16 protein-coding genes are annotated in these 17,138 nt (G+C 47.1%); 7 read left to right on the top strand and 9 right to left on the bottom strand.

Annotated elements, in window-relative coordinates; translation table 11 throughout:
• Nucleotides 1-9 precede the first annotated feature (9 nt).
• From FSB84_RS18470 to FSB84_RS18460, 3 genes are all read left to right on the top strand, one after another.
• Nucleotides 10-1,350 carry a RagB/SusD family nutrient uptake outer membrane protein gene (locus tag FSB84_RS18470; protein WP_130539388.1) on the top strand — a complete coding sequence of 447 codons (1,341 nt, stop codon included), beginning with the start codon at nt 10-12 and terminating at the stop codon, nt 1,348-1,350.
• A gap of 76 nt (nt 1,351-1,426) precedes the next feature.
• Nucleotides 1,427-2,365 (top strand): ABC transporter ATP-binding protein, encoded by a 939-nt coding sequence (locus tag FSB84_RS18465; protein WP_130539387.1) that lies wholly within the window; start codon nt 1,427-1,429, stop codon nt 2,363-2,365.
• Nucleotides 2,362-4,662, top strand: a complete 2,301-nt coding sequence (locus tag FSB84_RS18460) for a Gldg family protein (protein WP_130539386.1) — start codon at nt 2,362-2,364, stop codon at nt 4,660-4,662. Before FSB84_RS18465 ends, FSB84_RS18460 begins: the two co-directional genes overlap by 4 nt.
• A 66-nt stretch (nt 4,663-4,728) precedes the next feature.
• Here the strand turns inward: FSB84_RS18460 and FSB84_RS18455 are convergent, their stop codons facing one another.
• The 6 genes from FSB84_RS18455 to FSB84_RS18435 form a co-directional block, all read right to left on the bottom strand.
• On the bottom strand, nt 4,729-5,409 hold the full coding sequence (locus tag FSB84_RS18455) for a universal stress protein (RefSeq protein WP_147122258.1): 681 nt from the start codon (nt 5,407-5,409) through the stop codon (nt 4,729-4,731).
• The gene (locus FSB84_RS30685) at nt 5,397-5,558 is read right to left on the bottom strand and encodes a hypothetical protein (protein ID WP_158643995.1); all 162 of its coding nucleotides are present in this window, start codon (nt 5,556-5,558) and stop codon (nt 5,397-5,399) included. Before FSB84_RS30685 ends, FSB84_RS18455 begins: the two co-directional genes overlap by 13 nt.
• Before the next feature lie 5 nt (nt 5,559-5,563).
• A complete protein-coding gene (locus FSB84_RS18450) occupies nt 5,564-7,144 on the bottom strand; it encodes a DHA2 family efflux MFS transporter permease subunit (RefSeq protein ID WP_130539384.1) in 1,581 nt (526 codons plus the stop codon).
• Nucleotides 7,145-7,154: 10 nt separating this feature from the next.
• A complete protein-coding gene (locus FSB84_RS18445) occupies nt 7,155-8,261 on the bottom strand; it encodes an HlyD family secretion protein (protein WP_130539383.1) in 1,107 nt (368 codons plus the stop codon).
• Nucleotides 8,262-8,291: 30 nt separating this feature from the next.
• Nucleotides 8,292-9,608, bottom strand: a complete 1,317-nt coding sequence (locus FSB84_RS18440; protein ID WP_225979820.1) for a TolC family protein — start codon at nt 9,606-9,608, stop codon at nt 8,292-8,294.
• Between the two features lie 170 nt (nt 9,609-9,778).
• Entirely contained in the window at nt 9,779-10,351 is a 573-nt protein-coding gene (locus FSB84_RS18435; protein ID WP_130539381.1) for a TetR/AcrR family transcriptional regulator, read from the bottom strand.
• Between the two features lie 132 nt (nt 10,352-10,483).
• Between FSB84_RS18435 and FSB84_RS18430 the strand changes: the two genes are divergently transcribed.
• Nucleotides 10,484-10,933 carry a GNAT family N-acetyltransferase gene (locus FSB84_RS18430; RefSeq protein WP_130539380.1) on the top strand — a complete coding sequence of 150 codons (450 nt, stop codon included), beginning with the start codon at nt 10,484-10,486 and terminating at the stop codon, nt 10,931-10,933.
• Nucleotides 10,934-10,944: 11 nt separating this feature from the next.
• Here FSB84_RS18430 and FSB84_RS18425 read toward each other — a convergent pair whose 3' ends face one another.
• The 3 genes from FSB84_RS18425 to FSB84_RS18415 form a co-directional block, all read right to left on the bottom strand.
• Nucleotides 10,945-12,183, bottom strand: coding sequence for a Na+/H+ antiporter (locus FSB84_RS18425; protein ID WP_130539379.1), 1,239 nt, complete (start codon nt 12,181-12,183; stop codon nt 10,945-10,947).
• A gap of 136 nt (nt 12,184-12,319) precedes the next feature.
• The gene (locus tag FSB84_RS18420; protein ID WP_130539378.1) at nt 12,320-13,243 is read right to left on the bottom strand and encodes a glycoside hydrolase family 43 protein; all 924 of its coding nucleotides are present in this window, start codon (nt 13,241-13,243) and stop codon (nt 12,320-12,322) included.
• Nucleotides 13,244-13,275: 32 nt separating this feature from the next.
• The gene (locus FSB84_RS18415; protein ID WP_130539377.1) at nt 13,276-14,907 is read right to left on the bottom strand and encodes an ankyrin repeat domain-containing protein; all 1,632 of its coding nucleotides are present in this window, start codon (nt 14,905-14,907) and stop codon (nt 13,276-13,278) included.
• A 609-nt stretch (nt 14,908-15,516) separates the two neighbouring features.
• On the opposite strand from FSB84_RS18415, the gene FSB84_RS18410 reads away from it, so the two are divergent.
• From FSB84_RS18410 to FSB84_RS18400, 3 genes are all read left to right on the top strand, one after another.
• Nucleotides 15,517-15,963 carry a MauE/DoxX family redox-associated membrane protein gene (locus FSB84_RS18410; RefSeq protein WP_130539376.1) on the top strand — a complete coding sequence of 149 codons (447 nt, stop codon included), beginning with the start codon at nt 15,517-15,519 and terminating at the stop codon, nt 15,961-15,963.
• 362 nt (nt 15,964-16,325) lie between these two features.
• Complete coding sequence (locus FSB84_RS18405) at nt 16,326-16,583, top strand: DUF6520 family protein (protein ID WP_130539375.1); 258 nt, start codon at nt 16,326-16,328, stop codon at nt 16,581-16,583.
• 199 nt (nt 16,584-16,782) lie between these two features.
• Nucleotides 16,783-17,058 (top strand): hypothetical protein, encoded by a 276-nt coding sequence (locus FSB84_RS18400; RefSeq protein WP_130539374.1) that lies wholly within the window; start codon nt 16,783-16,785, stop codon nt 17,056-17,058.
• Nucleotides 17,059-17,138: the final 80 nt, after the last annotated feature.

The raw sequence follows: 17,138 nt of genomic DNA, 5'->3' as shown, positions 1-17,138 counted from the left end.
ACTTTAATTATGAAACCTCTTCTTCTCATATTGGCTGGAAGTCTGATGATCACTTCCTGCAAAAAATTCCTGGATGAAAAACCAGATCCAACACTCTCCACAGTTAACACGCTGGATGATGTTCAGGAATTGCTCGACAATTTCAGAAAATACTTTGGCGGAGAAATGGCGCTTACTGCTTGTGATGATTATTATCTTACAGAAGCAGAATGGCAGGCAAGGCAGGAAAAAGACAGGAATATCTATCTCTGGCATCCCACCCAAACATCTTACTATGAATGGAATGGGGCATATGATCAGCTGCTCCATTTCAATACAGCATTGACCAATGCAGAGAAAGCCAAGACAGGCAGGATTGTTAAGAACCGTGATCATTTGCGTGGCGCCTGTCTTACCATCAGATCAGAAATATTCTTAAGACTTGCGCAACAATTCGCTATCCAGTACAACAGCACAGACGCGGGCACTGAGCCTGGAATTGTGCTTCGTTTTTCTGAGGATTACAATGAAAAGATCGTAAGGTCCGATCTCAAAACAACTTATGGGCAGATCGTTAAGGATCTCGAATCCGCCATACCTCTGCTTCCTGCTCAATCTCTCTACAAACACAGGCCCACCAAAGCTTCAGCATGGGGCTTGCTGGCCAGGACCTGCCTGCAGATGGCCAATTATCCCAAAGCAAGGGAAGCGGCAGATGCCAGCCTGAAAGAACATCACCAGTTGCTAAATTATAATACCTGCAATGCTGCAGAAGAATATCCACTCAGCAGGTTCGAAACAAACCCTGAGATCCTCCTCTACCGCGTCAATGAGAATGGTATAGCTGCCCCATTTGTCATGCCCAGGGTAGACACCAATTTACTGTTGCTGTATAAAGAGAACGATCTGAGGAAAGAAATGTACTTCAGCCCCACCAGTGATGGCGCAGATTTCTATCGAGGCACATATGCTATCGGTGGTATGAACTTCACCGGGCTCACCGTTTCCGAAGTATATCTAATCCGGGCGGAATGCGCCGCCAGAGCAGGTGATACACAGGCAGCGCTGGATGATATCAACACCTTGCTTCAGGCCCGTTACAAAGCCGGACATTTCGTTCCTGAAACTGCCGCCAATGCAGCAGCTGCACTGGAACTGGTGCTCACAGAAAGGCGAAAGGAAATGCTTCTGCGCGGCCAGCGCTGGGGCGATATCAAAAGATTGAACCGCGAACCGGGACGGGCCATCACACTTACCAGGAAAATAGGTACAAATACCTATACAATTCCTCCCAATGACCCTCGCTATGCTTTCCTCATTCCACCGGAAGTGATGATGTTCAAACCGGATATTCCACAGAATCCACGCTGACACTACTAATGAACGTCTGTATCCCTTACAGGCGGCGTATGACCGTACTACTAACGTTAATATACAACCGTATAAAATGAGAGAGATAATTGCGAGAATTGAATCTCTGAGCCATCGATATCATAAATCATGGGCTGTAAAGGATATCAACTGGGATATACCCAACAGGGGTATCACCGGATTGCTGGGCTCCAATGGGGCCGGTAAATCCACCACCATGAATGTGCTTTGCGGAGCATTAAGACCAACGCAGGGCAATGTGATCATCGCCGGTATCAACCTCAGGAAAGATCCGCAGCAGGCCCGCAGGGAGATCGGCTTCCTTCCACAACAGGCACCTTTGTACATCGATCTATCCATCGATGAGTATCTGCGCTATTGTGCAGAGCTGAGACTGATCCCGCCCAAACAGATCAATGCCTCCATAGAAGCAGCCAAACAAAAATGCGGCATTGCCCATTTCAGCAAGCGGCTGATCCGGAACCTGTCCGGCGGATATCGTCAACGCGTAGGCATCGCACAGGCCATCATTCACAGGCCGCCATTGATTGTACTGGATGAACCCACCAATGGCCTTGATCCCAACCAGATCCTCGAAGTGAGATCACTGATCAGGGAAATTGCCGAAGAGCGGGCAGTAGTATTCTCTTCCCATATCCTCACAGAGATACAAACGCTCTGCAAAGATGTAGTGATGATCGAAGGAGGACAGATCGTATTCTCCGATACCATGGACGCCTTCAATAATCATACAGGTAATAACACAATGATCGTACATCTCGAAGAAGCTCCTGCATCTGACCAGTTGATGCAAATACCGGGAATAATGCAAGTTGAGCTATTGAGCGGGAACCGTTTCAGGCTGTTTACTTCCGGCGAAAGAAAGCTCGCGGAAGATATTGTACAGGCCAGCGTTCAGCACCAATGGAGGCTGCAGGAAATATTGTTCGAGAAGCCATCCCTCGATGAAGTGTTTGCGAAACTTTCAAAACAACAATCAAAATTCAAAGCATGAGAACGGTTCTGAAAATAGCAAGGAACGAATTATATCAGCTCTTTTACTCTCCCATTGCCTGGCTATTACTGGTGGTATTTCTGGTGCAACCCGCTATCCACTTCTTCGATAGCCTTGAACACCTCAGCAGGTTACAATCATTTGATGGCAGCCTGCGTGGTGGCCTTACCAGCAACCTTTTCAGCGGCGCCTATTCAACACTGGGAGGTATTGTTGAGAAGGCTTATCTATACATTCCCCTGCTTACCATGGGACTGATAGGAAAGGAAGTGGCAAGCGGCACCATAAGGCTGCTGCTTTCTTCACCCGTGAAAGTACAATGGATCGTCTGGGGGAAATACCTCGCCATCACGGTTTTTAACCTGTTACTGGTAAGCATAGCCGGTATCTTCATGCTATTAACCTCCTATTCGCTCAACACGCCGGATACAGGACTGATGTGGAGTGGATTGCTTGGGCTGTTTCTTTTGCTCAGCGCATTTGGAGCTATCGGATTATTCATCAGCAGCCTCTCGGAATACCAGATAGTGGCAGCCCTGGGCACATTGATCCTATTCGCCGCCATGTCCTATCTCCGCAATGTGTGGCAGGAATACGACTTTATTCGCGATCTCACTTACTACTTGTCTCTGGAAGGCAGGGTTCAACAATTTCTCGAAGGGCTGATCTCAACAAAGAATCTGTTGTATTATCTGCTCATCATCCTGCTCTTCATCGGTTTCACCATCATCAGGCTCAGGAAGCTGATCATTCCGGCAAGCCGGACCATTCAACTTGTCCGGTATTCATCACTGGTACTGGTGGTGATGGTGATCGGTTATTTTTCGTCTCGTCCGGGATGGGTTAAATATTTCGACAATACCGCTACCAGAGCCTGGACCCTTGGTCCTGAAATTCAGCAAATACTCCATAGCATGAATGAAGGCCCTTTGAACATTACCTGTTACGTGAATATCCTGGATAATACCTTTCACAAAGGAGCGCCGGCCAGACGTATTTCAGATCTGGAAAACTGGGAATCTTATCAATGGTTCAAAACAGACATACATATCAATTACGTTTATTATTATGATAGCGTAATTTCTGATGAAGGATTTTACAAACAGCATAAAGAGATGTCGCTAAGACAGGTGGCTGAGAAAAGGGCAAAGTCGAACAAAATGAAGATCGATCGCTTCAAAACACCTGAAGAGATGCAGAGTCTGATCAATTTAAAACCGGAGCTGAATAGTTATGTGATCCAGCTGGAGTATCAGGGCGCCAAATGCATCCTGCGAACTTTCAATGATCTTCTTTTTTATCCAGGCCCGGCAGAAACCGGCGCCGCCTTGAAACGGTTGCTGGATCCCAATGTGCCGCGAATCGCTTTTCTCGAAGGGCATTTCGAAAGACCCCTGCAAATGGTGGGTGACCGTGGATTCAATGAACTGGCAGCGAAGATCAAATCACGCCGTTCACTGGTCAACCAGGGCTTTGATTTTGTTTCCCTTCGGTTAGACTCCACCGGTATACCAGAGAATATTAATGCAGTAGTGATAGCCGACCCGAGGTCTGATTTCACAACGCTGGAATTGCAACAACTGCAACGTTATATTGATGGAGGCGGCAACCTCCTCATTCTGGGCGAACCGGAGAAACAGTCTATACTGAACGGATTGCTGGAGAAACTAGGTCTGCAACTGATGGAAGGTCAGATGGTGCAGCAGGATGTTACGTACTCTCCTGATTATCTGCAAGCCGGTCTGTCAGAACATGCAAATTCAATCTATGGTCAACTGGCTCCATACCTCAAATATGAAGTGGGCGTAAGTATGCCCGGCGTTGTACCAATATCGCCATTGAAGGGAAGCCCATTCAAATTCATGCCGGTAGTACTCAATGATCCCTCCAACTCATGGTATACCAGGCACCGGTTGGTGACTGATTCCGCCGTGGCTCAATTCTCCCCGGAGAAAGGCGATCTGAAACTGGCGCTGCCATTAGCAGCTACACTTAGCCGTAAGTTTGCAGGAAAGGAACAAAGAATAGCTGTTGTGGGTGATGCAGATTTCCTTTCTAATATCGAACTAAATAAACCTCATCCTGCAACAGCCAACTTCTCCCTGGGCACCGGTTTGTTAAGCTGGCTTTGTTATGGAGAATATCCGGTACGTATTTCAAAAATCCCTCCGGAAGACAACAGGGTAACAATTACAGACAAAACCTTCAGCCTACTGTACTACCTGGTATTATTTGCACTACCCGGCATATTGCTGCTCACCGGTGGCCTCATCCTGCTAAGAAGAAGAAAATACTGATGAAAAAAGGAGAATGATAAGCCTTGCGGGCCATCATTCTCCTTTTCTATTTCTTTTGTAGAGCGGTCAGCTGTTTCGGCCTGCCCTCAACGCCAGTACCGGCACAGAATTCAAATGTGCAAACTCCCTGGTATTGTTCATGCCGAATAAATTATCCCAGATACCATGCCTGTGCGGCCTGATGGCCAGCAGATCGATCAACTGTTCCTGGCAGAAACTGTCCACTGCCCTGGCAGCATCGGCTCCATTCAATTCATGGAACAATACATCGAATCGCTGCAAGGCATCCTGCCAGCTTTGTTGTGTAGCCTTCTCTGCCTCTGTTGCCGGCCTTCCATCTTTGTTCACATACACGAGATGGATCCTGCAATGCCAGAGTTCCCGGAGCTTTCGTAAAATGCCAGCCGGCCCATCAGGATCATCCACCCTGTAATTGCAGGCAAATGCAAGATTCTGTACGCGCGAAAATCTGATCTGTGCAGGAACAATGATCACCGGCACGGGCAGATTGGTGAATAATTTCAGCACCTGGTTATCCCAGGAAAGGAATTCATCATAATCTCCCTCTGCTCCTGTGATCACCAGTGAAGCTTCTGACAAAACGATCTCCTCTAGCAAAGCATCTTCAAAATTGCCAGCCACCACGCGGGTTTCGAATTCAAAACCAGGGAACCGTTCTTTCACTTTTTCTATTCCCGGTTTCACCAGGGCTTCCTCCTGCTGGTACACGTCATTCAATACAGCCATCGAAGCTCCCTCGCCGGCGAACCCGGCAGAAAAGAGAAAAAGTGGAAAAGGATAATGCGTCCGGGTGCATCCTGCTGCAGGCTGCAGGCATATTCAAGCGCATGTTGCGAGGAATCTGTGAGGTTGGTGATCACAATTACGGTAGACATATACGTTAGTGGGCAGCATCAGCCATGCTTACCTTTGTTTTCGATTGTTTTACAAAAAAGATGATAACAGGCACGCAGATCAGGAACATCATGCCTACATAAAGGAATACATCCATATACGATAAAACGGTGGATTGTAAATTCACAGTTCCATCCAGCAACTTGTAAGCGGACCCTTCGGCCACATTCACCGGCTGGCCTTTAGCGATGAAAGATGCCTTGAGCTGCTCCACCCGCTGCTGTACTTCGGGGTCGTATATATCCAGCCTGGACACCAGGGTACTGCGGTGCTGCATATTCTGTCTTGATATGAATGTGGAGATCATCGCCACACCAAAGGAACCACCCAACTGGCGCATCATCCCGGAGAAAGCAGCCCCCTGCCCGATCTGCTGTCCTTTCAGGGTGGACAATGACATTACAGAAACCGGCACTGCCAGGAAACCAAGGCCCACACCACGGATCATCAGCACCCAGAAGAAATTATCTCCACCCGTAGAAGGCGTGATGATATAATAACAGCCCATACAGAAAATAAAAAAGATAATGAATCCTCCGGTGATGAGCAGTTTTTGGGGAACGCCTTTCTGGATCAATTGTCCAACTATCGGCATCATGAACGCGATCATGAGGGCGCTCGGCACCATCAGCATACCCGTTTGCTGCGCATTCCAGCCCAGGATGGATTGCGTATACACAGGGATCACGAAAGTTGATCCGTACAATCCAAAGCCCATGATGAAACTCAGGATCACCCCAATCCGCAGGTTACTATTCTTCAACACCCGCAATTCAACAATCGGATATTTGAAAGTGAGCTCACGCCAAATGAAGAAGAAGATACCCAGTATAGCCATTACCGTGAGTACGATGATGGTAGTATTACTGAACCAGTCTTCCTCCTGTCCTTTTTCAAGGATATATTGCAAACAACCTACAGCTACTGCCAGCAAAGCGATGCCGAGCCAGTCCACCTCGCTGGCTTTCCTTTTTTCCGCATACCGCGGACTTTTAACATACCGGATCGTAAGCAAGGTGGCCAGTACGCCTACAGGAATATTGATATAGAAAATATATGGCCATGCATAATGTTCGATGATATAACCACCCAATGGCGGGCCAAGCGTGGGCCCAACGATCACGCCCAGCATATAAATAGCCTGGGCCATCGCGCGTTTCTCCACGGGAAAGATCTCAGTGATGATCGTCTGTGAAGTCACCAGCAGCGCACCACCGCCCAATCCCTGCAGGAAACGGAAAAGGATCAGTTCATTGATACCGGTTGCATTGCCGCAGAGAAACGATGATACGGTGAACAATATGATCGAAGCTGCGAAATAATTGGTACGACCGAATTGCTGCGAAAGCCAGCTGGTCATCGGCACGATGATCACATTTGCGATGGCATAGGCTGTGATCACCCAGCTCACTTCATTGAGCGTGGCGCCAAGCGTTCCCCGCATATCGCTGATGGCAACGTTCACGATAGTGGTATCGATGATCTCCAGCAGCGCGCACACCACCGCTGTAATGGTGATGATCACGCGACGGAGGCCATACTCTACCAGTGAATTTTGATCTTGCATCTTGTAATGATTAATTGGAATCGAGATGAATATCCACGTCTGCGTTCAGACCCGCCCTCAGCAAATGAATAAGGGAATCTTTGGTATCCGTGAACTCGATACGAACAGGAAGACGTTGCACCACTTTCACGAAATTACCGCTGGCATTGTCAGGGGGCAGCAACGCAAAACGCGCACCGGTGGCGGGTGAGAAAGAACCTACCTTCGCTTCAAACTCATGATCAGGGAATGCGTCTACCGCAACGATCACTTTTTGTCCTTCACGGATCTTCCCCACCTGGGTCTCCTTGAAATTGGCTACAACCCAAACATCTTCTCCCTGCACGATGCTGAACAAAGCAGCGCCGGCATTCACAAATTGTCCTTCACGCACATTCACTTTGGAGATCTTGCCATCTGAAGAAGCAGTAACCACGGTGTAGGAAAGATTGAGCTTTGCATCATCCACTGCTACTTCCCTTTCTTTGATGGCTGCAGACGCAATACCGATCTGTGAAGCGGAAGCATTGCTTTGAGAGCTCACTGCATTTACCTGGTGCGAAGCCTGTCCTTTCTGCTGTTCCAATACCTGTAATTGTCTTTCAGCTGTTTGTTTGCCGGCCAGGGCCTGCTCATATTGCTGTTGGGTGATGGAATGGTCCTTAATGAGGTTTTCAAAGCGCTTGAAATCTTCTGTAGCGCGCCATACATTCACCCTGGCAGTTTCTATCTGCGCATCGATGGTGGAAACGGAAGCCTGTGTTGTGGCAATGTTCGCATGTGCGGCGCCGGCAGTAGCGCGGGCTGCTTCCAGGTTCGACTGTGAAGTGGCAAGCGCCGCAATTGTCTGTTCCAGCTTGAGTTTCATGTCGCGATCGTCCAGGATCAGCAGCGTATCCCCTTTCTTCACCATTTGGTTATCCTTCACGCGCACTTCTGTTACATAACCTGAGATACGCGGGATAACCGGACTGATATTGGCTTCCACCTGCGCATCATCCGTTTCTTCGTGATGAAGGGCATGGATGTATTTGCTGATGCCAAACCAGGCGCCGCCCACAATGAGCAGCGTGAGGATGACCGGAAAAGTATAGTTACGCTTTTTGACTGCGCCTTGTTCATTACTTGTAGTTGACATAATGATATTTTTATCCTTTAAGGGTTCTTGTTATTTCGCGGATTGATTGTTGAGTAGAATGCCAGCCTGCTCCAGCAGTGAATTATAAGCCATAACGATATCCGCTTTGGCTTCCTCCAGCGCGATCTGCGATTCCAGCAGGGCCACATTCGCATCCAGCAACTCCGTTGTGGTGACCAGGTTATTGTCGTGTTTGTTTTTTGTGATACGATAATTCTCTGTTGCATTGATCACCGATTTCCCCTGCACTTCGATCCGTTTTTGTGCAGAAAGGAAATTCAGGTAAGCCTTGTTGATCGATAATTTGATATGATCGTTGAGCATTTCCTGGCTGGCTTCAATTTCCTTTTCATTGGCCTTCGCTATAGCAATGGTGGATTTCGCCTTCCACAAGGAACCCAGGTTGTATTGGAGGCCCACACCAATATTCATGATATTGGTGGCGGTAAGGAGTTTGGGAATATACCCCGCAGCATAGCCGCCTGTCAGACCAATAGAGGGATAGTATTCCCCTTTGACGGCATTCACTTCTGCACCTGCTGCTTTTTTGCGAAGACTGAGCGCTTCTATGTCTTTACGATTACTGAAAGCCTGCTGTACGTAAGTTTCAATGCCGGCTGCTGTAAGCGGTTGTTCAAAGCCGGTAGTATCAGGTTGAAGGATGGTCTGATCCGGTAATCCCATCATCAGGTTCAGGCTCACCATGGCCAGCTTGAGATTGTTCTCCGCATTTACCAGCGCCAGCTCGATATTTGCTGTTTGCAACTGCGCTTTCAGCAGGTCGTTACGCGCCAGCAAACCGTTCTTCTCGAGATTTTGAAAGTCTTTGTCTCTTTGCTGCGACTGGCCCAGGTTCTCCGTTACCAGTTTCACAGCGGAAATAGACTTGTACAGATTACAATACGCGTTGATGGTATTGAGGATCACTTCTTCTTTGCTGTAGCCTGCATCTGCTTCTGCGGCTTTCTCCAGAAACTTTGCAGATTCAATGCCATAGCGGATCTTCAGTCCTGAATACAATGGCATGTTCACGGAAGCCATACCATACATGGCCTGGTTGGGCCTGGGGAAAGCGCTGCTGCCGCCGCCATTGGATTCGCCGGTTTTGAGATCGATATTGGGCGATGTCAGGAACATATAAGCTCCGCTGATCTTTGCATCGGGCAGGCGATTATCCAATGCATGCTTCAGTTGACCGGTTGCCGCTTCGATTTTCGCTTTGTTCACTTTCAGCTGCTTACTGTTCTGTAAACTCAGCTCGATGGCCTTGTCCATGGCCAGTGGCATTGGATTCTGGGCATGCACGGCAAGGGAGCAAATCATTGCCAGTCCTAAGCATAACGCCATTAATCCCTTTTTTTGTGTTGAGTGCATATTCATTTTAGTTAAAGCAATAAGGATGTGGTGGTCTGATTGAGCAGACCATAACAGGCAATCGCAAGAAGTTGAAAAATGGAAAAGTATTATTCGATACTTTCTACATGGATGAATAATTATTCATTCGTTTCGCAAAAAAATCAGTCCCTGATCCCATCCCAGCACATTTCGAACATGGTTTCCCTGAACTCATTGGTGATCTTGAGCTGGTGATAAGCGCAATGTTTCACCAGGTCCCGCACACTACCTCTTACAAAAAGCATGATCCAGGATGCATCAACCTGTTTGATCAGTTTTTCTTTTTTCCCGCGCTCTATCAGTTCACGCCAGGGAAGTAAGCGGTCTTTGGTTGCTTTCCTGGTTGCCTCGGAAATAAAAGGTGAGTGAAAACACTGTTCAATGAAAACCATTTCGTGGAAATGCTCGATGGAGTAGCGAAGCATATTCATCCAGATGGTATGGAAGGCCACTTTAAAAGGAGCGGAAGGGTCGTAGCCGGCAAAATGATCCCTGGTGTAATCATTGATGCATTTGTCGAACAATTTTACGATCAGTTCATCCTTATTGGCAAAATAGATGTACACGGTACCGGTTGCAAAGCCTGCTTTCCTGGCGATCTGACTCATAGTGATGCCGGCCAGTCCCTGTTCTTTCACCAGTGCCAGGGTTGCCGTATAGATCTCATCTATTTTTCCTTCATCTTTCGGTTTCACGGGGCAAAGATAAATGAATAATTATTCACCTAAAAGGCTTCAAAAGGTATTTTTGTTAATGAAATGTTTTTGACCCAACCCAGCGTTTATTTCAGCATATTTGAAAACATACTGGGTATTAAAACATCGCAAATGACTGAACTGATATTCCGGAAGGCTGCAACAGCAGACCTGGACGCTATTATAGCATTGCTTGCTGATGATATACTGGGCGCATCGAGGGAGAATGCGGAAAAACAGGTTTATATCGATGCCTTTCATGCCATCGATACAGACCCAAATCAATTTCTTGCCGTAGCTGAAGAAAATGGAAGGATAACCGGAACGCTGCAACTGACGTTCATTCCTGGTTTGTCGCGCAGCGGTATGAAACGCGGACAGATCGAAGCAATGCGTATTGCAAGTGACCGCCGCGGCGAAGGACTCGGGGAAGCCATGTTTGAATGGGCGATAGAAAAATGCAGGAAGGAAGGTTGCGGACTGGTGCAGCTCACAACAGACAGGAAGCGGCCTGATGCGCACCGCTTCTATGAAAGACTGGGCTTTGAAGCATCACATATCGGCTATAAGCTTCAGCTATAAAAGTATACAATCTATTTCCCGAACTTCTTCACCACCCAGGGCAAGGTCAAACCCTGTCCCAGCAAGGAAAGCAGCACCACGGCAATGGAGATGAAAATGATCTCATTCCGCATCGGGAATGGCTCGCCGTTCTTCAGTGCGATGGGAAGACCGAGCGCGATGGCCAGAGAAACGATCCCACGCATCCCGGACCAGGTAATGATGAAACTTGTTTTGGAATCGAATAAAGCATCTTCGCTGATATGGCGCTTGCCCCGGAAAGCCCTTTGCAGATTGAACTGTTGCCAGTATACCCTGATCATACGGATCAGGAGCGCTGTCAGCGCTATCACCAATGCGTAACCGATAAATGGCCAGATCTGTGTATCCTGCAATTGCTTCAATACAAGCGGGAACTCCAATCCGATCAGCAAAAAGATCAGACCATTGAGCAGGAAGATGATCACGTCCCAGAAATGTTTGGATTGCGCCTTGATCTTTTCCGGGAACCTTTCCCTGCTAAGTCTGGACATACCCAATCCCAATACCACAACAGCGATCACTCCCGATACTTCAAAATGCTCTGCCACCAGGTAAGTGGCGAAAGGCATCAGCAACATCAGGCTGATGATCACCAGGTCATTGGTACGGAAAAAACGAAGGGCGAATGATAAAGCTTTCACCAGGACTAATCCAACCAGAAAACCGCCTCCCAATACGATCAGGAATTGCAACAATGCCTTCCAGGTAACAAAAGCAATTCCGGTTACCGCTGCAACGGCAAAACGATATGCCACCAATGCCGATGCATCATTCACGAGGCTCTCTCCTTCCAGGATGGTGACGGTCTTATGTGGAAGCCCCAGCCCTTTGGTGATACCGATCGCTGCAACGGCATCAGTAGCAGAAAGGATTGCGCCCAATACGAATGCCAGCGGCCAGGTCATGCCCGGGATCATGTAATACGCCACGGCCGCAATACCTGCAGTGGTAATAAAAACCAAACCGATGGCAAGGGTACTGATGGTATTGATATTTGTTTTGAAATCCTTGAAGGAGATATTGAAAGCAGCATCGTAGAGCAAGGGAGGAAGGAATAACAGCATGATGATCTCCGGATTCAGCTCCAGGGCCGGCATAGCAGGCACAAATCCGATCACGATGCCAACAATCAGAAGCACCACCGGCACGGCAACTTTCATCTTTTCAGCAAAACCCGATGCAACGATCATGAGGGCCATGATCAGCAGTATAACGGCATAGTTTTCCATTCCTGTTTATTGAATCCTGTATACTATTTCAGAATTATCATCTTCTCTATGAAAATACAAAAGTTTTGTTTTCCATTTTTTATATAACGAAGAAGCCCGGGCATTTCCCGGGCTTCAATATGCGAATTCCATCTTTCTATAATTGTCTCATAGATGATCCTGCGGGTAATATGCCCTCGCTGGTCATGATCACCCGCTTCATCGTTCCATCCTGGTTATACTCCAGCCTGTCTATACAAACCGATCTCCGGTGACTTCCCCCATTTTTCAACGCACCGTTGTGGTAGATGAAATAATCCTGCCCGTTGAACCGGATGATAGCAGGCCTGTTGGTGGCGCAGTTGCCGGGGATCTCATTCAGGATCCCCACAAACTCCCATGGCCCTTCCGGATGACGGCTCATGGCATAAGCCACTTTTTCAGGATAGCCATATCCATAAGACAGATAATACCATCCATTACGTTCATGAATATGCGCTCCTTCCATAAAACCGGGTAATGGAATAATGGAAATGGGCCCATCAATCCCGGCAAGGTCCGGCTTCAATCTTGCGCAATAACATTGTTGATTACCCCAGTATAAATATGCCTGTCCATCATGATCGATCAATACGGAAGGATCGAGATTGGCTTTTTCACCAGCATCAGCCGGCAACATATCGTGAGAGACCAAAGCCGCTCCCAGAGCGTCTTTGAAAGGCCCTTCCGGTCTACCGGAAACAGCAACACCAATTGCTTTTCCTTTTATAGACGCATGGGATACTGCAACAAACCAGTAGAATTTATCATTATGATGCACCATGCAACTGGCGTATGCGTCCCCACTGGCCCAGGAGAAATCCTTTGCTTTCAGCGGCATCGGATATTCTTCCCATTCCACCAGGTCCTGCGTGGAAAAACAAAGCCAGTTGTTCATCACATAAGCGTTCACTCCTGCCCCGGCCTCATCATGACCTGTGTACAGGAACAGCCTTCCGGCATAAGTGATCACCGTTGGATCACAGGTGTATTTGTGGGAGAACAGGGGATTGCCAGTGTAAGTAAATAATTCTTTTTCCATATGGAGGCCGCTTCAATTTTGATACCAGCAGCTCAATCCAGCAGGAGCAGCACAATATCTTCATAGCCCATTCTTTCGGCCCATGCGGCGGGTTGTGCCCATGGGATATGTTTGGGCGCCAATGCATCAGCGCCTTCCTGCAGCAGGAAAGCCGCCATGCTGCGCTGTCCCTTGCGGGCGGCCCAGCCCAACGGCGTGGAGAAATAATCAGATTCAATGGCATCGATGTTTGCGCCGTATTCAAGGCAAAGTGCAGCCAATTCAATATTACCTTCGGATGCAGCGCGGTGAAGCGGTGTAATGCCCAGCCAGTCGGCATTGTTCGGATTCAGTCCATTCTTCATCAGCCATCTGGCGAAATTTATATTGGAGATACTTCCCAGCGAATGTTTTTTCAAAAGATCTGGTTGATAGCGAAGCAATAATTCAACAACGAGTTGATGTCCCTCTCCGATTGCTGCATCGAGCGCTTCCGGCGGCACATGCAGTAGAGGGTTTGACTGGAATACCTGCGATAACTCTTCCAGGTTGTTATAATAGCATAATAGTTCCACCGTTTGTGCGCCGCCGTACAGCGCCAGGAGGTTGATCAGCTCAGGAGGTGCATTGAAAGCTTTGGCGCGCGACATACAATTGCCGGAAGACTCAACAGCAGCATTTGGATCAGCGCCATGTTCCAGGAGCAATTGGGCGATCAGACGGTGATGGCCCCCTATTGCAGCGTGCAGAGCGCCACCCCGCGGAGCGATGTCCAGTTCCGGAAAATTAGGGTCCGCTCCTCTTTCCAGGAGTAGTTGAACGGTGGCCAGATGGCCTGCTCCTGCTGCATTCCGCAGCGCATAACCGGAATAGTAAGAAACATAATCAGGCAGTTTTTTGACGAGTGACGGGTCTGCATCGAGCAGTTCCCTTACACGGCCCGTATCGCCAAATTTAGCCGCCACACTGAGATCGTACGAAGCTCCGTATGCGATGAGATAGCCCGCAACTACTTCATGGCGCTGGAGTGATTGCGGGGGAAGATCGCGGTACCAGCTCCGGTAGTAGTAGTCGCCATTGGTGAGATCGAGTGGGCGTGCGCCATCGGGTCTTTGCGCATTGATATCCGCTCCATGTTCAAGTAAGAAGCGGATAATGGGTAACTGACGGGTAAGCACAGCCCAGTGGATGGCTTTGTTACCGAATGAATCTGCGGCCCTGATCAATGAAGGTTGTTGTTTGATCATTTTTTGCAGCGCAGGCAGGTTGCCCTGTTTGATAGTTGAGGCCAGGGTTTCACCTTCCGGGCGGATATCATACAGTTCACGTAAAAGTTTTTCAACGAAATCTGCCATGGCATGATTACCTCTCTCACGTGCGATCTCTGGCAAACGTCCGGGGTTAGAACCTGGTCTGGGTGTATTTTTCAGCAGGAACTCCACTAATTGCGGATGGTTTTCCCGGATAGCAAAATAGAGAGGAAAGTAATAACGATAAGAGCAGTGCAGTAATCCGGGTTCTTGTTCCAGTAATTGTTTTATGTTATGAAGATCTCCTGTGATGGCTGAGGTGAGCATTTTCCAAACGCTGGTCCCTTTGCCCTGCCACCAGGGTTGCCATTCATCGGAAAGAAGGTCTTCCGGCTGACGCATAACCGAAATCCGGGGATCCTGTTGCTGATTCATAAAGTTTGATTGAGGATAAGGTGCTGCAATAATTTACGAAAATCCGGGAAGAAAACCGCGGAAAGCGGCTCGGTATTTGGTAGGAAGGTGCGAGATGCTGACAGACCGGATTTCTTTTTCGGGGTAAAATACCTGACAGCACATTATATTTTTTTCATATACCAAATAACCTTATCAAGATGCTGCGGTCATGAAAATGGGCTAAAATTTTCGCATTAGGCCCATTCTTTCCTTCTTTTTACAAGCCTTTCAGGAAAAAAATACCATTTACCCCCGCCATTTCCTTGATTCCAATCAATTTTTTGGATAATTTTTACAATTTGGATAGTTAAAGAAATAAATTGGAGTAATTTTTCAATGCTAAGTGTAAACCCCTAGTCGGGACACTTATTTTGGTTACAAAAAGGCTCAGCACCTATTCTCCCCTTTTCCTATCTACGAGATTTTCAGTCTCTTAGGCGTATTACCACGCAGTACAAAATTGGGAATATCTAATCTGGGCATTTTCCATATGCCAATAAGTTCTGCATACATTCAATGTATTGGAATTATGAAAAAGTGCAGCGATAGCGGATCAATCACCTAAACAGATAAAAGATATTCTCCGATATGAAAAAGAAGTTAGCACTGGAAGGCATCATCGCATTATTGATATTGTTATATCTCTACACTGGTCTTACACAGTTATTAGCTTATAAATTTTTCCACGGGAATATATACAACCAGCCGATCTTTCAATGGAGCAAACCGATCCTGGTCTACCTCATTCCCGGAGCACAGCTGGTGATTGCAGCGGGATTGCTTTTTGAAAAGACGAGAAAGCTGGCATTGTGGTCTTCACTCGGTTTACTGACAATTTTCACTGTTTATATCATCCTGATCATTATGAATGCACTGGCAAGGGTGCCATGCACCTGTGGAGGAGTCATCAGCTCATTCACCTGGCCGCAGCACCTGATGTTCAATATCTTCTTCATGATTTTGAATGCTGTTGCGCTGGTGCTAAGGAAGAAGTCGTTCGATGATAACGAGCGTGCACAAGTTGTGGCTTACTGATCATTTCCAAATTATTCAGCCAGCCCACACCATCGCTATTCATTTCCTCCTGATCATTTTCACGGAGGCTTTCTATAACCACCATTTCACGAACACCCCATGGCATCTGATTTTTTCAACGGATTAAGGCTAATCATCCCTCCACAGCATTACCTAACAAAATTTACTGGTGCAATCACTTCTTCGCATAGCTATGTCCGGCAAATGCGGAGTTGATCGAATTGCTAAAAATAATTCCATGCAGGAAGTAAAAGGCTTTTTGCACAGAGACAAGTACTTCCGGACTGGAGAGGTTAAACCTGTTCCATCCAGTTTAGCACCGTACAACAGGTCCAATAATTTTTAAACTCAAAAACAATTTTATGAAAAAAATTAAAATGGTATTGCTCACGGTAGCTATCATTACAGCGGTTACTGGCTCTTTTGCAGCAAAGAAGAAGTTTGATTGTTATAATCAGCAACAGTATCATCAACCCACGCCAGGCAACTATGTTATGACCGGTACCTGGGGAATCAACTACTATTGCGCTGGTGGAGCCCCTGCAACTTGTACATACATTCTGAACCCGTTCACACAGCAATTTGAGCCATGCAGAGTAGGTTTTTACACACCGAACTAAAATATATAACTTGAAAAAGGCTGGGCAACTTAATTAAGTAATTACACTCTACTTCTTTATCCAGCCCTTCTGGCGAGCCATTTGTATCAAATGGCTCTTTTTTATTGAAAGCTTTTTGTCAATAGAATTCCACATAAAGCCGGAAAAAAAGTAGCTAGTATAATGTATCTTTTCCGGACATTAAACCAATTAAAATTCTATGAAAAAGATGAAATTGGGTTTGCTGATAGCTGCCGTCTCCATTTCTATTTCAGGATCACTAGCCAGTATTCCACAACCCTATTGCTCACAGCAAGAGCAATATTATAAAATGAATACCCCTTGGGGATATTACTTCTATCCAGCTGGTAGATTGGGTATTGATTATGTCTGCGAGTATTCCCCTGTAACTACCTGCACTTATTACAGACCAGCGGGTTGTGACCAATTTATTCCCTGCCAGCAAGGGCAATTCATGCCTTGGTGCGCCTGGTAAGAAATCAAATAAAACATTTGTGCACCAGAATACCTGGTGCATTTTTATTGATTAATGTGAAGAAAAAAGTACATCCTTAG

Source organism: Pseudobacter ginsenosidimutans (assembly GCF_007970185.1).
Lineage (GTDB): Bacteria > Bacteroidota > Bacteroidia > Chitinophagales > Chitinophagaceae > Pseudobacter > Pseudobacter ginsenosidimutans.
This window is presented reverse-complemented; position numbering and strand designations above follow the sequence as displayed.